General features: G+C 63.3%; 18 protein-coding genes. 3 read left to right on the top strand and 15 right to left on the bottom strand.

Features of this window, described 5'->3' with window-relative positions:
* Nucleotides 1-64 precede the first annotated feature (64 nt).
* The 5 genes from C2U30_RS05425 to C2U30_RS05405 form a co-directional block, all read right to left on the bottom strand.
* Nucleotides 65-886, bottom strand: a complete 822-nt coding sequence (locus C2U30_RS05425) for a cobalamin-binding protein (protein ID WP_103243347.1) — start codon at nt 884-886, stop codon at nt 65-67.
* The gene (locus tag C2U30_RS05420; protein WP_442752126.1) at nt 879-1,811 is read right to left on the bottom strand and encodes a cobalamin biosynthesis protein CobD/CbiB; all 933 of its coding nucleotides are present in this window, start codon (nt 1,809-1,811) and stop codon (nt 879-881) included. The genes C2U30_RS05425 and C2U30_RS05420 overlap by 8 nt, the downstream gene beginning before the upstream one ends.
* Nucleotides 1,812-1,837: 26 nt before the next feature.
* A complete protein-coding gene (gene mtnN, locus C2U30_RS05415; RefSeq protein ID WP_010674306.1) occupies nt 1,838-2,530 on the bottom strand; it encodes a 5'-methylthioadenosine/S-adenosylhomocysteine nucleosidase in 693 nt (230 codons plus the stop codon).
* 99 nt (nt 2,531-2,629) lie between these two features.
* The gene (locus C2U30_RS05410; RefSeq protein WP_041215436.1) at nt 2,630-3,388 is read right to left on the bottom strand and encodes a substrate-binding periplasmic protein; all 759 of its coding nucleotides are present in this window, start codon (nt 3,386-3,388) and stop codon (nt 2,630-2,632) included.
* Nucleotides 3,389-3,530: 142 nt separating this feature from the next.
* Nucleotides 3,531-4,460: a ZIP family metal transporter gene (locus tag C2U30_RS05405; RefSeq protein WP_103243345.1), complete on the bottom strand. Its 930-nt coding sequence runs from the start codon at nt 4,458-4,460 to the stop codon at nt 3,531-3,533.
* Between the two features lie 295 nt (nt 4,461-4,755).
* On the opposite strand from C2U30_RS05405, the gene C2U30_RS05400 reads away from it, so the two are divergent.
* On the top strand, nt 4,756-6,387 hold the full coding sequence (locus tag C2U30_RS05400) for a methyl-accepting chemotaxis protein (RefSeq protein ID WP_010674309.1): 1,632 nt from the start codon (nt 4,756-4,758) through the stop codon (nt 6,385-6,387).
* 69 nt (nt 6,388-6,456) lie between these two features.
* Here C2U30_RS05400 and gloA read toward each other — a convergent pair whose 3' ends face one another.
* From gloA to rsxA, 8 genes are all read right to left on the bottom strand, one after another.
* Nucleotides 6,457-6,864, bottom strand: a complete 408-nt coding sequence (gene gloA, locus C2U30_RS05395) for a lactoylglutathione lyase (protein WP_010674310.1) — start codon at nt 6,862-6,864, stop codon at nt 6,457-6,459.
* A 77-nt stretch (nt 6,865-6,941) separates the two neighbouring features.
* Nucleotides 6,942-7,583, bottom strand: coding sequence for an endonuclease III (nth, locus tag C2U30_RS05390; protein WP_005302279.1), 642 nt, complete (start codon nt 7,581-7,583; stop codon nt 6,942-6,944).
* A 14-nt stretch (nt 7,584-7,597) separates the two neighbouring features.
* Nucleotides 7,598-8,356, bottom strand: coding sequence for an electron transport complex subunit E (locus tag C2U30_RS05385; RefSeq protein ID WP_010674312.1), 759 nt, complete (start codon nt 8,354-8,356; stop codon nt 7,598-7,600).
* A 16-nt stretch (nt 8,357-8,372) separates the two neighbouring features.
* Nucleotides 8,373-9,005, bottom strand: a complete 633-nt coding sequence (gene rsxG / locus C2U30_RS05380; RefSeq protein ID WP_043156385.1) for an electron transport complex subunit RsxG — start codon at nt 9,003-9,005, stop codon at nt 8,373-8,375.
* Nucleotides 9,006-9,048: 43 nt separating this feature from the next.
* Nucleotides 9,049-10,101, bottom strand: a complete 1,053-nt coding sequence (gene rsxD, locus C2U30_RS05375) for an electron transport complex subunit RsxD (protein ID WP_010674314.1) — start codon at nt 10,099-10,101, stop codon at nt 9,049-9,051.
* 3 nt (nt 10,102-10,104) lie between these two features.
* Nucleotides 10,105-12,714, bottom strand: coding sequence for an electron transport complex subunit RsxC (gene rsxC / locus C2U30_RS05370; protein WP_103243344.1), 2,610 nt, complete (start codon nt 12,712-12,714; stop codon nt 10,105-10,107).
* A 14-nt stretch (nt 12,715-12,728) separates the two neighbouring features.
* Nucleotides 12,729-13,295: an electron transport complex subunit RsxB gene (gene rsxB, locus C2U30_RS05365; protein ID WP_042017194.1), complete on the bottom strand. Its 567-nt coding sequence runs from the start codon at nt 13,293-13,295 to the stop codon at nt 12,729-12,731.
* A 4-nt stretch (nt 13,296-13,299) separates the two neighbouring features.
* On the bottom strand, nt 13,300-13,881 hold the full coding sequence (rsxA, locus tag C2U30_RS05360) for an electron transport complex subunit RsxA (RefSeq protein WP_039038677.1): 582 nt from the start codon (nt 13,879-13,881) through the stop codon (nt 13,300-13,302).
* Nucleotides 13,882-13,992: 111 nt separating this feature from the next.
* Here rsxA and C2U30_RS05355 point away from each other — a divergent pair, with 111 nt between their 5' ends.
* The gene (locus C2U30_RS05355) at nt 13,993-14,889 is read left to right on the top strand and encodes a DMT family transporter (RefSeq protein WP_103243343.1); all 897 of its coding nucleotides are present in this window, start codon (nt 13,993-13,995) and stop codon (nt 14,887-14,889) included.
* Nucleotides 14,890-14,950: 61 nt separating this feature from the next.
* Nucleotides 14,951-15,148 carry a hypothetical protein gene (locus tag C2U30_RS05350; RefSeq protein WP_103243342.1) on the top strand — a complete coding sequence of 66 codons (198 nt, stop codon included), beginning with the start codon at nt 14,951-14,953 and terminating at the stop codon, nt 15,146-15,148.
* Between the two features lie 72 nt (nt 15,149-15,220).
* Here C2U30_RS05350 and C2U30_RS23080 read toward each other — a convergent pair whose 3' ends face one another.
* Nucleotides 15,221-16,519, bottom strand: coding sequence for a methyl-accepting chemotaxis protein (locus tag C2U30_RS23080; protein ID WP_045525449.1), 1,299 nt, complete (start codon nt 16,517-16,519; stop codon nt 15,221-15,223).
* 481 nt (nt 16,520-17,000) lie between these two features.
* On the bottom strand, nt 17,001-17,426 hold the full coding sequence (locus C2U30_RS05340; protein ID WP_039038680.1) for a DUF4124 domain-containing protein: 426 nt from the start codon (nt 17,424-17,426) through the stop codon (nt 17,001-17,003).
* Nucleotides 17,427-17,635: the final 209 nt, after the last annotated feature.

Raw genomic sequence — 17,635 nt, 5'->3', positions numbered from 1 at the left:
TGATGAATCCAGAGCCTGTTTTTCCTGTGGTTGTTCCTGCGAAACAGTGGTGGCTGATGTTGCGTCAGTAATGGATCATACGACACATCGACTCTACACCGTTCAAGGTTCTGGAGGTAAACCGGTGCAGCTCATCCGAGTTGATCACATCGAGTCGCTGATGCTGCACCGCGTCCAGATTGGGCCACTTTTGCCAATGACGCAGGGCGTCAGGATCTTGACTCCCTGCCAGGATCAGCGCGGGGTTGGCCCTGATGACCTGTTCAATATTCACCTGAGGATAGGGCGTTCTGGCATTGCTCATAACGTTGAGTCCGCCGCAAAGTTCGATGGCCTGAGCAGGCCAGGCATTGCCACTGACGCTGGTTAGCGGTGGGTACCAGAGCTGATAGAACACCTTGACGCCGGTTGGCTGGCCATAACGCCGCTGCAGCCCATGTAGACGCGCCAGATAGCGATCGGCGGCTTCGTTGGCACTCTTCTCCACCCCCAGCAATTTGCCCAGCGCTCGCATTTCAATGGCCAGCGAGGCAAAGTCGGTGGGCTCAGAGTAGAAAACCGGGATACCCAGCTGCTCCAATGGGGCCAGCATCCGTGATTGAGCCGAGCGCCAGCCCAGGATCAGGTCCGGTTTTTGTGCCAGCAGCGCTTCGACATTGATGCTGCGATAATTGGCCACCTTGGGCTTGTTTTTCACTTCTGCGGGATAGTCGGAGGCATCATCAACGGCCACCAGCTTGTCACCGGCACCGATGTCATAAAGCAGCTCGGTAAGATGGGGAACCACGCTCACCACCCGGCTCGGGATCGCCGCCAGCAGGGCACCGGGCAACCAGGCAACCAGTACACAAGGCAGCCAGAGTGGCAATCGCAACCATCTAGCCATGAACTAACCCCGCCACAGTGACAAGCAGCGCCAGCATCAGCCAGCCCCAGCCAATTCCTTGCAGAATATTGAGCACCTTGCGCGGTGACTCACCGTCGGGGTCATCACCGCTGCCAAGTATCGGCCAGCGTTGCAAGGTTCCCTGATAGTAGCGAGGGCCACCAAGGCGGATCCGGCACTTATCTACCAGCAGAGTGAGTAGCATCCCCATGGCGGGATAGGGCCAGAGCGCGCCACTGCGCAGCAGCTGTGCGGCCTGTTTGAGACGGCTTGCCAGCAGTGGCAGCGCCAGCAGCAAAATGACGGAGGCATTGAGCCCCTGATAGAGGGCGCTGGCGGCGCGACCAAAGTGATCGAAGGCGGGATCTTTGCGACTCCAGCTCTGATTCATCAGCTGCACCAGCCGCCAGAGCAGGGCACCCTGTACCCCGGCCAGGGCGAAGCCCAGCAGGGGGGCCGCCCACTGACCCACGAGGCGCAGTACGCAGGTCTCGCTCACCGCCTTGTTCAACCCCATCACCGAGAGCTTGCCGGTTTCCCGCTTGAGCCAGGGGGCGACCTGCAGCCTCGCCACGACCAGCGTCTCCTGGGTCGCCAGGGCGCAGCTCCCCCGGGCGAGTTCCCGCAAGGGGCGGGATTCGAGCATCAGCAGCAGGAACAGGAGGTCGAACAGGGGCTCGGACAGGGAGAGATTGCGCACCGCCCAGAGACCGGCAGCGCAGGGCACCCAGACCACCAGCAGGGCAAGGAGCCCGGCCTGGCTCTGCTGGCGTGGCGTGCCGTCGGGGCGATAGACCTTCTGGCCGAGGCGGGTGAGCAGAGGCACGGCTGCGCCGGGTCGAAAGCGTGCGGGCCAGGGCAGCAGGGCCTCCAGCAGGGCGGCCCCCACCATGATGGCCGCCATCGTGGAGGCGAGGGCGGTCATCAGGGCATCCCAGGAGGGGGCGTCGATCACAGCTTGCCGAGCAGCGCGATGATCACTTCGGCGGAGTGTTGACCCGCCACCTCGATGAAGGCATCGAAGGATTCCACCTGCTCCTTGCCGGCGATGTCCGACATGGCCCGTACCACCAGATAGGGCACCTTGAACATGTGGCACACCTGGCCGATGGCGGCCCCTTCCATCTCCACCGCCAGCATCTGCGGGAAGTCGGCACGGGCTTTCGCGATGGCGTCCGGTTTGCACATGAACTGATCACCGGTGCAGATGAGCCCGACCTTGGTCTGGTGCTTGCCTTGCTCGGCAATGCAGGCTTGTGCCAGGGCGATGAGTTTTTCGTCGCAGGGGAAGGCGGCGGGCTGCTGGGCCATCTGGCCCATTTCGTAACCGAAGGCGGTCACGTCCACGTCGTGGAAGCGCATCTCGCTCGCGATGACCACGTCACCGATGTGCAGATCCTGGGCGAAGCCGCCGGCAGAACCGGTGTTGATGACGCAATCGGGAGCGAACTTCTCCAGCAGCAGGCTGGTGGCGACGCTGGCGGCGACCTTGCCGATGCCGGAGCGGGTCAGGATCACCTCTTTACCGGCCAGCTTGCCCTGATAGAACTCGCAGCCGCCCAGTTGCAGGGTGGTGGGCTCGCTCAGCTGGCTGCGCAGGAGGGCTACTTCCTGCTCCATGGCGCCGATAATACCTACTTTCATCATCTACCTCGTCTCGATGGCCGCTGGGCCGAAAAAGTTGGCGTGGATGATAGCAAAACTTGGCGGTGGCGCCGAGCATTGCGATGGCGCGGATGGGGGTCAGGGGTAGCGTCTGGCCAGGGCGGCCAGTTCACCACTGTCTGCGAGCCGTTGCAGGGTGTTGGCGAACAGGGTCAGGCGCTCGGGGGCACTGTGGCGATGGAACAGGATGTAGAAGGGAGTCTCTTCCATCACGGTGGGGAGGATGCGGATCTTGTCGGCCAGCCCCTGTTCGCGCAAGTCGGACTCAAACCCCGGGGAGCGGTAGTAGACGAAACGGCCGCGCTTCATCAACAACTTCTCGTAGTTGGCCTGGTTGCTGATCCCGCCGCTGTCGATGATGAGGCCGCCGATATCCTGGAGCCGGGCGATGGCGCCGCTGCCATGGTTGATGAGGATGATGCCCCCCTGGCCGAGGGCCCTGACATCCTGCCAGCTGCGTATCTCGACGGGATCGTCACGGCGCACCGCCAGGTGGTAGCGCACCGTGAAGATGGCGGGAGTCAGGACGATGAAGTGATCCCGCCTGGCCGGGCTCTCCCCCACGCCGCAGATGAAGTCCAGCTGACCGTGCTGCACCTTCTTTTCCAGCCGTCGCAGCGGCAGGAAGCGCTGATCTCCCTCAATGCGAAGGGCTGGCTCCCTTGCTTCCATGAGCCGGAAGAGATCGACGCAGATCCCGCCGACATGCCCGTCGGGGAGCGTCACGTACTTGGGGGACGACGCCTGCTGCGCGGCCGTATGAAAGACCTCGGTGGCGCCAATGGCCCTGGCGGTGAGGACAAGCAGACACAGCAGCAGGATTATCCTGAGGGTCATCCGGGCAGGCTTCCGATGGGATTCAGGCGCCGTACATCAACCAGTCAAAGGGCGCCGGGGGCTCAACATTAGGCGATTTCCCCCTCTTATTTCAAGGGGTTCGCGCTGTCGTCACCGGGCGTACGGGGCTTGAGGGGGGTGATCAGCCGAGCGCGGTGTCGAGGGTCATCATCAGGGCGAAGCCCGCCATGAGACCCAGGGTGGCGTGGGTCTGGTGGCCGTTGCGGTGGGTTTCCGGGATCACTTCGTGGGAGACCACAAACAGCATGGCACCGGCCGCGAGCCCGAGGCCGATGGGGTAGGCGATGGCCATGCCGCTGGCGAGCCCGACCCCGAGCAGGGCGCCGAGCGGTTCCAGCAGGCCGCTGCCGATGGCGACCAGCACGGCCACCGACGGGCGAAAACCGGCTGCGCACATGGCCAGCGCCACCGCCAGCCCTTCGGGAATGTCCTGCAGGGCAATGGCGGTCGTAAGCGGCAGTCCCACCGTCATGTCCCCCTGGGAGAAGCTGACCCCGATGGCCATGCCTTCGGGCAGGTTGTGCAGGGCGATGGCGAAGACGAACAGCCAGACCCGTGAGCAGCTCTCATGGCCGGGACCACAGGGGCCGGTCTTGTCGTGTTCGTGAGGGGTGAATTGATCCAGTCCCAGCATCAGCAGCACCCCGAGGGTCATACCAGCCACCACCACGGCGGCGGCGAGGAAGCCGTCACCCGTGATCCCCTCGGCGGCCTCGAGCCCCGGCAGCAGCAGGGAGAAGGCGCTCGCCGCCAGCATCATGCCGGCGGCGAACCCCAGCATGGCATCTTCCACCCGTTGGGGAACGGCGCGCAGGAACAGGGCAGGCAGGGCGCCCAGCGCCGTGGCGGCAAAACCCGCAGCGCCGCCGATGAGGCCATAGCGTACTCCGGGCGTGATCTCTCCTGCTGCCAGCATGACGAGACTCTGCACCAGGAGCAGCAGCACGGCGACCAGGGCGAGCAGCAGCCCCAGGGCGATGAGGGGGCGATCCGCTATCTGCTCGCGCAGTTGGACAGACCAGGAAGGGGAGAGGGTCGATATGTTGTCCATGGGGCCTCTGAAGACAGGAATGGGGAGAGACGAGCGGCCATTACATAACCTGGCCCCTGCTTTGTCCATGACGGCGGACCGATTGTGGCAATCGGCTCAAGTTTTGCGTCGAGCTGGTCGCTACTGTGCTGGCAGCCTCGTGGCGGGCACAAGGCCCGGCGTGGGGCGAGCGGGAAGCAAGGGATCCCCTCTCTTCGCTCCCATCGTCATTTCCCGTCAGGAGTCTCGGGTCACCGCTTACACGGATGTGATCATTGTGTCACTGCACATCTGCAGTCGAGGATCACCAGCCAACATGTCTTACAAGCATCTCTCCATCGGCAAGAAGATTGCCGCCGTCTTTGCGGTCATTGCCGTCATCAACGCCGTCTTCGGCCTGTTTCTCGCCACCGAACTGCGGGACATTCGGGATCGGGTATTGAACTTCACCGACTCCACCCTGCCAAGCGTGCTCTCGGTGGACAACTTGCTCTACGACGTCTCCTATGTGCGCCGTGCCCAGTTTGCCCTGCTGATGGTGGAAGATGCCGTCGACAGGCAGGTTCGCCGCGCCCGCATCCAGGAGAGCCTGGGCAAGGTGCAGCAGGTCATGGATGCCTACGAGGCAACCGTGGGGGCCGAGCATGAACGCCAGGCCTTCAACCGCGTCAAGCAGCAGTGGCTGCAATATCTGGGGGCCGTCAACCAGGTGGATGCCCTGTTGTTCCAGGGCAGCAGGGATGAGGCCAGGGAGGCGCTGTTTCGCTCGAACGGGCTCTACACCGAGCTGGAGCTGGCGGTGCGTGCCCTGGTGAAGGTGAATCTTGGCTTTGTGGAAGAGAACCGTGGCAGCCTGCTTGGCAGCGTCACCATGGTGATGACCTTTGCCGTGGTGAGCATCGCGACCCTGCTGATCTTTATGGGGGTCATGACCTGGTTCCTCACCCGCCAGATCTGCCTGCCCCTGCAAGCCGTGGTGGCCCAGGCCAATGCCATCGCCCTGGGGGATCTGACCCATCGGCTGGATCGCCAGCACATCGGGCAGGACGAACTGGGGATGCTGGCCAGCGCCTCCCTCAAGATGCAGGACAACCTGCGTGGGCTCATCGAGGAGGTGGCCGCCGCCGTGACCCAGCTGGGGGCCGCCATCGAGGAGGTGAGCGCGGTCTCCGAGCAATCATCCCAGGGGATCCAGAGCCAGCAGCAGGAGATAGCCCAGGTCGCCACCGCCATGGCCCAGATGAAGGCGACGGTAGCGGATGTGGCGGGCAACACCGAGGTGGCCTCGGAGTCGGCAAGCTCCGCCAATGCCCTGGCTCGTCGCGGCAGTCAGGATGTGCAGGGGGCACTGGATGCCATCACCCGGGTGGCCGGTGAGATGGAGCAGGCGGGCAACCTGGTGAGTGAACTGGAGAAAGAGTCTGCCCAGATCAACCTGGTGGTGGATGTCATTCGCGGCATTGCCGACCAGACCAACCTGCTGGCACTCAATGCCGCCATCGAGGCGGCCCGTGCCGGTGAGCAGGGGCGCGGCTTTGCGGTAGTGGCCGACGAGGTGCGCACCCTGGCGGGGCGTACCCAGGCCTCCACCGGCGAAATCGTCGCCATCATCGAGACCCTGCAGGCCCGTGCCAATCGGGCGAAGTCGGTGACCGGCCAGAGCTGCGAGATGATCCGCCAGTGCGTGAGCCAGAGCGAACGCACCAGTGCGGGCATTCGTCAGATTGAAGAGGCGGTGGCCCAGATAGCCGACATGGCGATCCAGATTGCCAGTGCCTGTGGCGAGCAGGATGCGGTCTCCGATGAGCTGGGCCGCAACGTGGCGCGCATCAACGACTCCTCCAACGAGGTCGCGACCGGCGCGGATCACACCGCCAAAGCCTGTCTGGAGCTGAGCCAGCTGGCGGCGGGTCTGCGCCAGAGCATGGGGCGCTTCCGTCTGGCCTGACGGTGGTTGCAGCCAATGAAAACGGGGCCCTGGGCCCCGTTGTTTTTCTCACCGCCAGGCGGCGTGGGCTCAGGCGCCCAGGCCGGTACCGGCGTCTTTCTTGGCAATCAGCTCAATCTTGTAGCCGTCCGGGTCTTCCACGAAGGCGATGACGGTGGTGCCGCCCTTCACCGGGCCCGGTTCGCGGGTGATCTTGGCGCCGGCGGCGCGCAGCGCCTCGCAGGTGGCATAGATGTCGTCCGCTTCCAGGGCGATGTGACCATAGGCGGAACCGAGCTCGTACTCGCTCACGCCCCAGTTGTAGGTGAGCTCGATGACGGCTTCATCCTTCTCGTCGCCGTAGCCGACGAAGGCCAGGGTGTACTTGTATTCGCTGTTCTCGCTCTTGCGCAGCAGTGTCATGCCCAGCACTCGGGTGTAGAAGTCGATGGAACGTTGCAGATCGCCGACGCGCAACATGGTATGCAGAATTCTCATTGCTCAATTCTCCGGGTTGGTGGATTGGTACTGCCTTGAATCCATGGCCCGAGATCGGATCCGCAGAGGCCTGCAGATCAACTCTCGGGATAGACCTTCTCTTTGTATTCGCACAAATCTTCGATGATGCAGGAGCCGCAGCGGGGCTTGCGGGCGAGACAGGTGTAACGCCCGTGCAGGATGAGCCAGTGGTGCACGTCCAGCTTGAACTCCGCGGGGACCACCTTGAGCAGCTTCTCCTCCACCTGATCGACGTTCTTGCCCACTGCAAAGCCGGTGCGGTTGGAGACCCGGAAGATATGGGTGTCGACGGCGATGGTGGGCCAGCCGAAGGCGGTGTTGAGCACCACGTTGGCGGTCTTGCGGCCGACGCCGGGCAGGGCCTCGAGGGCCTCGCGATTCTCCGGCACCTCGCCGCCGTGGCGCTCCAGCAGAATGGCGCAGGTCTTGATGACGTTTTCGGCCTTGGTGTTGAACAGGCCGATGGTCTTGATGTACTCCTTGACCCCGTCCACCCCCAGATCCAGCATGGCCTGGGGGGTGTTGGCCACCGGATAGAGCTTGTCGGTGGCCTTGTTGACGCTCACGTCGGTGGCCTGGGCCGACAGCAGCACGGCGATGAGCAGCTCGAAGGGCGTGGTGAAGTTGAGCTCTGTGGTGGGATGGGGGTTGTCATCGCGCAACCGCTCCAGGATCAGCCTGCGTTTCTGGTTGTTCATGGCTCTCTCTTGTCTCAGAGCTGGGTCGTGCGGGCGCCCGCCGCCGGCACGGTGCAGTGGGCCTTCTCGGCACTCTGCTTGCGGCCCATCCAGTCGTTGATGGCGTTTTTGCCGGCGATCATCAAACCGAGGCCGATGAAGCCGCCGGGGGGCAGGATCGCCAGCAGCAGGCTGGCGTCGGCGTGGAACAGCTCGACGCGCAATGACTTGGCCCAGTCACCCAGCAGCAGCTCGGCACCGTCAAACAGGGTGCCCATGCCGATGATCTCGCGAAGGCCCCCCAGTACCAGCAGCACCAGGGTAAAGCCCAGCCCCATCATGAAGCCGTCGAGGGCGGCAAGCAGGGGCGGGTTCTTGGAGGCATAGGCTTCGGCGCGGCCGATGATGACGCAGTTGGTGACGATGAGGGCGATGAAGATGCCGAGCGCCTGATAGAGGCCGTAGGTGTAGGCGTTCATCAACAGCTGCACGCTGGTCACCAGGGCCGCGATGATCATCACGTAGACCGGGATGCGTATATCCTTGGGCACCCAGTTGCGCACCAGGGAGACGGCGAGGTTGGAGCAGACCAGTACCACCATGGTGGCAAGGCCGAGCCCCAACGCATTGGTAAAGGTGGAGGAGACCGCCAGGGTGGGGCAGAGTCCCAGCACCTGCACCAGGGAGGGGTTGTTCTTCCACAGTCCCTGCAGCATCAGCTCCTTGAGCTCTTCGCGGCGGCCACTTTCCCCGGCGGGTTGGCTGGCCGTGTCAATCACGTCGACTTGTTCCATAGCGTGTGCTCCGGCGTTAGGGGTTGGTATGGCAGGAGGGGGCATCGTGCAGCAGTTCGGGGTGCTCCTGTTGCAGCCTCAGCAAATTTTTCACCGCCTTGACCACGGCCCGCGGGGTGATGGTTGCCCCGGTGAAGGCGTCGAATTCGCCGCCATCCTTCTTCACCGCCCAGGTGGTGTCGTTGTCGGCCGTGAGGGACTTGCCGGTGAAGCTGTCGATCCAGCTGGATTTCTTCAGCTCGATCTTGTCACCAAGCCCCGGGGTTTCCTTGTGGGCCAGCACCCTGACCGCGCTGACGGCCCCCTTTGCATCGGTGCCGACCACCATGCGAATGGCTCCACTGTAACCATCGGGGGCCACGGTTTCCAGCGCGTAGCCGGTATGCACCCCCTTGAGGGTGGCGGTATAGAGGGGCATGGGCTCATCGCTGCCCAGGTATTCCCGGCTGCTGACCAGCTTGCAACTGGCCACCAGATCGTTGTCATAACTCCCTTCGGGCAGCAGGGCCTGCAGGGTGCGCAGCTTCTCCAGCTCTTGCTGGTGGGCGATGCGATCCCGGGTCAGTTCGTTGGTCAGCACCACCATGGCGGTACAGCCGAGGGCAAAGAGGGCCAGGGTCAGGCCATTCTTGCGCATGCTTTTCAACATGGGAGGCTCCCTGTCTCGCGTCTGCGGCAATTCAGATGGGGGTTCATTTGCGACGGGCTCCATAGACCTTGGGGCGGGTCAGACTGTCAATCAGGGGAACGCACAGGTTGGCCAGCAACACGGCGAAGGCGAAGGCATCCGGATAGCCGCCAAAACGACGGATGACATAGACCAGCACGCCGATGAGCACACCGTAGACGAGGCGCCCCTTTGCGGTGGTGCTGGCACTCACCGGATCGGTGGCGATGAAGAAGGCCCCGAGCATGGTGGCACCGCTGAACAGGTGCAGCATGGGGGTGGCGGTGGCATCCGGGGTGGCCAGATAGCCCAGGGTGGCAGCGAGCAGCAATGCGCCCAGCACGGCAGTCGGAATGCGCCAGTTGATCACTTTCTGCTGGAGCAGGAAGAGGCCTCCCAGCAGGTAGCCGAGGTTGACCCAGCTCCAGCCGATGCCACCCCAGCCCTCGAAGACCTTGTGGGTCATCACTTCGGTGGCGGTCAGCCCCTGGGTCAGCCCGGTCTTTAAGGTATCCAGCGGCGTGGCCATGGTCAGGCCATCCACCCCCTGCTTGAGCTGCAGCATGCTGTAGCCGTCGAGGCTGAAGCCGGTGAAGATCACCGAGGCCGCATCGGCGAAGCCGATGTCGTAGGCGGCGATGCTGGAGGGGGGCAGCCAGCTGGTCATCTGGACCGGGAAGGAGACCAGCAGCAGCACATAGGCCACCATGGCAGGATTGAACAGGTTCTGACCGAGCCCGCCATAGAGATGCTTGGCGATGATGATGGCGAACGCCGTGCCCAGCACCAGCATCCACCAGGGCAGCAGGGGGGGCAGGGAGAGACCGATGAGCACGGCGGTGAGCGCCGCGCTGCCATCCAGCAGGGCCGGTTTGACGGGGCGGCCACGCAGGCGAAGGACCAGGGCCTCCGAACCCAGGGCCGTGACCAGCGCCAGCAGGATCTGGATCAGGGTCCCCCAGCCGAAGAACCAGGTCTGCGCCAGGAAGCCGGGCAGGCAGGCCAGGATCACCAGCACCATCAGGGTCTGGGTCTGTTTGCGGTTGTGGGCAAAGGGCGCACTCGCGATATTGAACATGGATCAGTGGCTCTTGTCGGTCGAAGGGGAGGAGGCGGCCTCGGCCGCCAGCTTCTTGGCTTTGGCCCGGGCGATGGCGGCGGCGATGGCCGCCTTCTTGGGGTCTACCTCGGCGGCGGGCTCGGATGCGGCGGCCGGGGCCTCGGCGGTGGCGGTATCGCTTGTGTTTGCGGAGATGCCACCTGCGTCCAGCGGTGCGTCACCTTGCGCCTGGGCGGCTTTCTTGGCCTTGGCCCGGGCGATGGCAGCGGCAATGGCCGCCTTCTTGGGGTCCACCTCGGCGGCGGGTCCGGATGCGGCGGTAGGGGCCTCGGCGGTGGCGGCATCGCTTGTGTTTGCGGAGATGCCACCTGCGTCCAGCGGTGCGTCACCTTGCGCCTGGGCGGCTTTCTTGGCCTTGGCTCGGGCGATGGCTGCTGCAATGGCCGCCTTCTTGGGGTCCACTTCGGCGGCGGGCTCGGATGCGGCGGCCGGGGCCTCAACGGCGTTATCGCTTGTGTTCACGGATGTCTCACCCGCGACCACCGGCGCCTGGGCGGCCTTCTTGGCCTTGGCACGTGCCAGGGCGGCGGCAATGGCCGCCTTCTTGGGGTCCACCTCGGTGGCAGGTTCGGATGCGGCGGCCGAGGCCTCAACGGCGTGTTCGGTTGTGTTCACGGATGTCTCACCCGCGACCACCGGTCCGTCACCTTGCGCCTGTGCGGCTTTCTTGGCCTTGGCCCGGGCGATGGCGGCGGCAATGGCCGCTTTCTTGGGGTCCACCTCTGCGGCGGCCGGGGCCTCAACGGCGTGTTCGCTTGTGTTCACAGATGTCTCACCTGCGACCACCGGCCTGTCACCTTGCGCCTGGGCGGCCTTCTTGGCCTTGGCACGTGCCAGGGCGGCGGCGATGGCGGCCTTCTTGGGATCCAGCTCTGCCTTGGGATGTTGCTCCCCAGGTGCCGGGGTGTCAGCCAGCCCATTGCCCTCGCCATTGGCGGCCTTGGCGGCACGACGGGCGATGGCCTCCTGCTTGCGTGCCTCACGGGCGGCAATCATGGCGTCGTTGTCCGGTGCGGGTTCACTCACGGCCACCTGGGCCGTCTCCTGTTTGGCCTTGATGCGGGCCAGGGCGGCGGCGACCGGATCTTCGCCCCCGGCCGTCGTCATGGCCTGGCGACGCTGGGCTGCGGCCTCGGCGTGGCGGGCTTCGCGGGCCGCCTTCTCACGCTCGAAGCGAGCCTGCTTGGCCTCGAAGCGCTGCTTGGCACGTTCGGCCTTCTCGGCCTCGGCACGGGCCTCGCGGATGTCATCCTTGGCGATCTTGTAGTACTGCACCAGGGGGATTTCGCTCGGGCAGACCCAGGCACAGGCGCCGCACTCGATACAGTCAAAGAGGTTGAGCTTCTCGGCCTTGTCGTACTCCTTGACCCGGCTGTACCAGTAAAGCTCCTGGGGCAGCAGGGTGGCGGGGCAGGCATCGGCGCAGGCACTGCAACGGATGCAGGCCTGTTCCGGGCCGGGGGGCGGCAGCTCGGCGCGGGTGGGGGAGAGCAGGCAGTTGGTGGCCTTGACCACGGGGACCATGGCGTGGGGCAGGGTGAAGCCCATCATGGGGCCCCCCATGATGACCCGCTGATCCGCCTCCGGTTGCAGCTCGAAACGCTGGAGCAGCCAGCGTACCGGCGTGCCCAGACGCACCCAGGCATTGCCGGGTTTCTTGAAGGCGTCGCCGGTGAGGGTGACGATGCGCTCGATGAGCGGCTCCCCATCGATGATGGCGCGCTTGATGGCAAAGACGGTGGCGACGTTGAGCACCATGATGCCCATGTCGACCGCCCGGCCTCCCTTGGGCACCTGGCGTCCGGTGAGCAGCTCTATGGTCTGTTTGGCGCCGCCGGAGGGGTACTTGGTCGGTACCGACTTGACCAGCACGTCGGCGTCGCTGGCATGGCGGGTCAGGGCCTCGATGGCCGCCGGTTTGTTGTCTTCCACCCCGATCAGGGTGAGCTTGGGCTTGAGCAGGTGCTTGAGTACCCGGATGCCGTCCATGATCTCGTCGGCGTATTCCTGCATCAGACGGTCATCTGTGGTGATGTAGGGTTCGCACTCCAGCCCGTTGACGATGAGGATCTCGGTGAGCTGGCCACGGCCGTCGAGCTTGCTGTGGGTCGGGAAGACGGCGCCGCCGAGCCCGGCGATGCCGGCCTGCTGGATGCGCTCGAGCAACGCCCCCCGCTCCAGGTTCCAGTAGTCAGGCTGGGGTGTGCGCTCGCCCCAGGCATCGTCTCCGTCCGGGGTGAGGAGGATGCAGAGATCGTCAAGACCGGAGGGGTGCGCCACCGTGTGCTGCTCGATGGCGGTGATGGTGCCCGAGGTGGAAGCGTGCACCGGCACGATGCGCCCCTTGTCAAAACGGGTGAGGGGTTGCCCCTTCTTGACCTTGTCCCCCACCCGCACCAGCAGTTCGCCGGCCGGACCCGCGTGCTGGCGCACCGGAATGATGAGCTGTGGGGGAAGGCCCGCGTCAACGACGGGGGTCAGGCTTGACTGGTGCTTGTTCTCGGGGGGATGGATGCCGCCGTGAAAATCCCACAGAGTGCCGGCTTTGATGCGTTCGAGCAGATGCTGCATGGTTACTCCGCTGTTTATTCCACTATCTTGACCGGAATGGCGACCTTGGCCAGATCCCATTTCCAGTTGTCGACCGTGGTCGGCACCGGGATCATTTCAATACAGTCGGTCGGGCAGGGGTCGACGCAGAGGTCGCACCCGGTGCACTCGGCCGCGATGACGGTATGCATCGCCTTGGTGGCACCCAGGATGGCGTCGACCGGACAGGCCTGGATGCACTTGGTGCAACCGATGCACATGTCTTCGTGAATGAAGGCCACCTTCTTGACGGGGATTGCCGCGTCTTCACCGCCGTCCAGAGACTGGGGCTCGACCCCCATCAGGTCGGCAATCTTGCGCATGGTGGCGTCGCCACCGGGCACGCACTTGTTGATCTTGTCGCCATTGGCCAGGGCTTCGGCGTAGGGTTTGCAGCCCGGGTAACCGCACTGGCCGCACTGGGTCTGGGGCAACAGGGCATCGAGCTGATCGACGATGGGATCGGCCTGCACATGAAACTTGACGGCGGCAAAGCCGAGAATGATGCCGAAGGCCAGGGCAAGCAGGGCCAGCACCAGAATGGCAAAGAGTATGTGAATCATAGCGTTATATCTTGATGAGGCCGGTAAAGCCCATGAAGGCCAGCGACATCAGGCCAGCGGTGACCATGGCGATGGAGACGCCACGAAACGGTGCCGGCACGTCGGCAGCCACCAGCCGCTCACGCATGGCGGCAAACAGGATCAGCACCAGGGAGAAGCCGACGGCGGCCCCGAAGCCGTAGATGATGCTCTGGATGAAGTTGTGGCGCTCGTTGATGCTGAGCAGCGCCACGCCGAGCACGGCACAGTTGGTGGTGATGAGCGGCAGGAAGATGCCGAGCAGGCGATAGAGGGTCGGGCTGCTCTTGCGGATCACCATCTCGGTGAACTGGACCACCACGGCGATCACCAGAATGAAGCCCAGGGTGCGCAGGTAGGCGATCTCCAGCGGGATCAGGATATAGTGCTCCATCAGATAGGAGCAGGCGCTGGCCAGCGTCATGACGAAGGTGGTGGCCAGACCCATGCCGATGGCGGTTTCCAGCTTGCCGGAGACACCCATGAAGGGGCAAAGGCCGAGGAACTTCACCAGCACGAAGTTGTTGATCAGCACGGTGCCGACCAGTAAAAGCAGGTACTCAGTCATTGAAGATGGGTTATCCGGTATGAAGGCGGCCGTATTATCTGATGTTAGGTGCCTTTAGACAACCGCAAGGCCGTATGGTTATTATTCGAATGCCCAATTCATGGAGGCATTGTGCGCCCTTTACCCGTCTTGACGCTGACCCTGGCCATGCTGCTCTGGTCCAGCTCCTTCATCGCCCTCAAACATGTGCTGGAAATCTGGTCCTTCGGTCAGGTGCTCTTCATGCGGATGGGGGTGGCGTCCTGTTGCTGGCTGCTCTGCTACCGCCAGCTTGGTCGCGTCACTTACCAGAAGGGGGATTGGCGCTGGTTGGCCCTGATGGGGGCGCTTGAGCCCTGCCTCTACTTCCTTCTGGAAATCAACGCCCTGTGTTACACCAGTGCCGGCCAGGCCGGCATGGTCTGTGCCCTGCTTCCCCTGATGGTGGCCCTGGTGGCCTTCGTACTGCTTGGAGAGCGGGTGAGTCGCCGCCAACTGCTGGGCTTTGCCATCGCCATCGTTGGCATCGCCCTGCTGGGGTTGGGGGAGGGCGCCGACGAGTTCGCTCCCAACGCCCTGCTCGGCAACAGCCTGGAGATGGGCGCCATGCTCTGCGCCGCCACCTATTCCGTGGTATTCAAGAAGCTCTCCAGCCGCTACGGCGTGATGACACTGACGGCGTTGCAGGCCTTCGTCGGCACGCTCTTCTTCGCGCCCTTTGCCTTCAGTGCGCCCTGGCCCGCGAGCTGGGCCTGGCAGGACATGGGGGTCATCCTCTTCCTCGGCGCCTTCGTGACCCTGGGTGCCTACCTGCTCTACAACTGGTCGGTGACCCAGGTGAAGGTGACCCTGGCGGCGGCCTATGTGAACCTCATACCGGTCTTTACCCTGCTGCTCGCCTATCTGCTGCTGGGAGAGACGCTCACGGCCCTGCAATGGGTGGCCTGTGCCGCCGTGCTGGCCGGCATCGGGGTGGGCCAACTGCCGTCCGGCAGGAAGCGTGCGCAGGCCGTCGCCGCCGGGGGATGAGTCGCCACCATTGGGCTACAGTCTGGGCAGGGAAACACGCTGTCGAAGAAGGAGCCGACCGATGAGCGACATGCACTTGCTGGCCGCGGCCAAAAGCCTGTTGAGCCATCCCCCCTTTACCCTGGCCGATGCCAGAGCCCTGGAGGCGCTGGAAGAGGAGGCCGTGGGGGAGGAGGGGCTCTGCATCGCCGCGCTATGGGACATCGCCCTCGTGCTGGCGGACGAGGAAGCCAGACACTATCTCCTGGGGGATGGCTGAGCGGGTTTAGGGTGGGCGGACAGCAATGACAACGGGGGGCCTGGGCCCCCCGTTGTCATTGGCAGCTGTCGCTCAGATGGAGAGGCTCTTGACGGTGTCTGACACCGAGTTGGCGTCCTCGATGATCTCCTTGATGACGTCGGCGATGATGGTGGCCTGCTCCTGACCTGCCACCGCCTTGTCGGAGACGACGGAGACGGTCTGGGTGATCTGTGAGGTGATCTCCGAGTTGTGCTTGATGACGGTGACGATCTCGCTGGTGGAGCTGGAAGTGCGCGCCGCCAGTTGCCTCACCTCGTCGGCCACGACCGCGAATCCCCGTCCCTGTTCCCCGGCGCGGGCCGCCTCGATGGCCGCGTTGAGGGCCAGCAGATTGGTCTGATCCGCGATGCCGCTGATGGTGGAGATGATGGATTCGATGCTCCTGGATTGCTGGTTGAGCTGCTCTATCTGCTTGCTGACCGCATTGACCGAGGTGTTGATGTGAGAGGAGGTGTCGAGCACCCTGTCGATGACCTCCCGCCCCCTGGCAGCGCTCGCGACGGTTTCGCTGGCGATGGCACACGCCTTCTGGGCCGCTTCCCGGGTGGAGATGGATTTCTCCACCCGCTCGGTGATGTCGCTCGCCAGCTTGATGATTTTGACCACCTTGCCCTCGTGGTTGAAGATGGGGTTGTAGGTGGCCTCCAGCCAGATCTTCTCCCCCCGGTGACCCAGACGCATGAAGAGCCCGGATTTGATGTCACCCGAGCCGAGATCCTGCCAGAAATGGGGGTTGTTCTGGTAGAACTCGGTGTCACAGAAGAGGCGATGATGCTTGCCGACCACCTCTTCCAGCCGGTAGCCAAAGCAGTTGAGGAAATTCTGGTTGGCGGTGATGACGGTGCCATCGGGTTGGAAATCGATGACCGCCAGGGACTTGTCCAGGGCTGCCAGCAGGGCCTGGGTGCGCTCCAGAGTGGATTGCTGCTGGGTCACGTCGGAGGCGACCTTGGCGATCCGCACCACCTTGCCGTCGATCACGATGGGGAAATAGGTCGCCTCCAGCCACACGGCCTTGCCGGATTTCGACTGGCGAATGAAGCGACCGCTGCGGGAGACGCCGTGGCGCAGATCCTGCCACAAGGTCTCGTAATCCCGGGTATTGACGTCGTCGGGGAAGCAGAGGGTGCTGTGATGCTTGCCAATCACCTCGTCACGTTCAAATCCCACGATCTTGAGAAACAGCGCGTTGGCGAAGGTGACCACTCCCGCCGGGGTGAACTGGACGAAGGGGACCTGCAACTGGATAGCCTGTTCAAATGCCCCCAGTTCCACCACCCTTGCCGCTTGCTCACTGGCTTCCTTGCTTGCTTTTTGATTCCAGAACATGACAGCGCTCCTCCATGAGACCCTTGAATGGGATAACGACCAAATATGAGTAAATTAACAATAGCATTGCGTCCTGATGAGTCGTCATCGTACTCAAATTAACTTTTTATTTTTCAATGTTGATAAATAGCTTCTTAATTGTAGGGTCTCGTACCAAGGTTATTTATCTCGTGGACCGCTTTGGGCACCAGGGAATATTGGCATGAAGGCGCCTCTTTTGGCACTGACAATTGTCACGATGCCCCTATATATCGCCCTCATATGAACCCTATGACACGTCAGGGATCTCGGTGGGGATAAAGTTGAGTCTTCTGGAACGCGGTGAAATTAGGTGGCTACGGGGATCGGGAAAAAGCCGCTATCTGATCCTCTGGTGTGAGAAATAAACGGCCAAGGGTGTGATGTTCTGGATGTGCGGCATGTGTGAACCCGTGACGACATTGCCGCTTCGGTATATTTTCTGTCCCGAAACAGGGAGTGTTTATTTTGCCTGCAAGGTGGAGAGTTTCTGGTTCAGGGACTCAATCTCTTTCTGATATCGGGTAGTGACCGACTGCATCTCTGCCGAGACATTGCGGGATCTTGCCTTGTTCTCCGTGATCTGGGTCATCTCGTTGTTCATCTTCTGCTTTTTGGCCTCGATCTCGGTGCGCAGCGCCTCGGCCTGGCGTTGTTTCTGGCCGTTCGCCAGGCTCTGCTCTATCTCCCGGGTCTGGTTGGCCGCCTGCTCCACCGCCTCGGGGGAGGGGGTATAGACATTGAGTGCCATGGGTTTGGCGTCGCTGCTGCAGGGGATGTCGCTGAAGGTGATCTGCCCATCGCGGGCGCATTGATAGACAGCCGCCTGGACAACGGGGACGGTGGCAAGCCCCAGGCAGGCGAGAGAGATGACCAGCATGCGTGACATAGACTCCTCCTTGAATCCTCTTCCTTGCACACTAGTACATGGCGCAAGGTCAGACAACGGCCTCGTTCCGGGTGTGACATTCCGGTCCTCACGTTGCCTCTCTCTGGTCCATGGCGGGGTAGATCCCCTGCGCAATGGGTGTGCCATGGCGGCATAAAGCGACGGATCCCTGCCTGTTTCCCCGCAGTTCAACACATCAGAGCACCATA

It is taken from the genome of Aeromonas sp. ASNIH5, from assembly GCF_002902865.1.
GTDB classification, from domain to species: domain Bacteria; phylum Pseudomonadota; class Gammaproteobacteria; order Enterobacterales; family Aeromonadaceae; genus Aeromonas; species Aeromonas caviae.
This window is presented reverse-complemented; position numbering and strand designations above follow the sequence as displayed.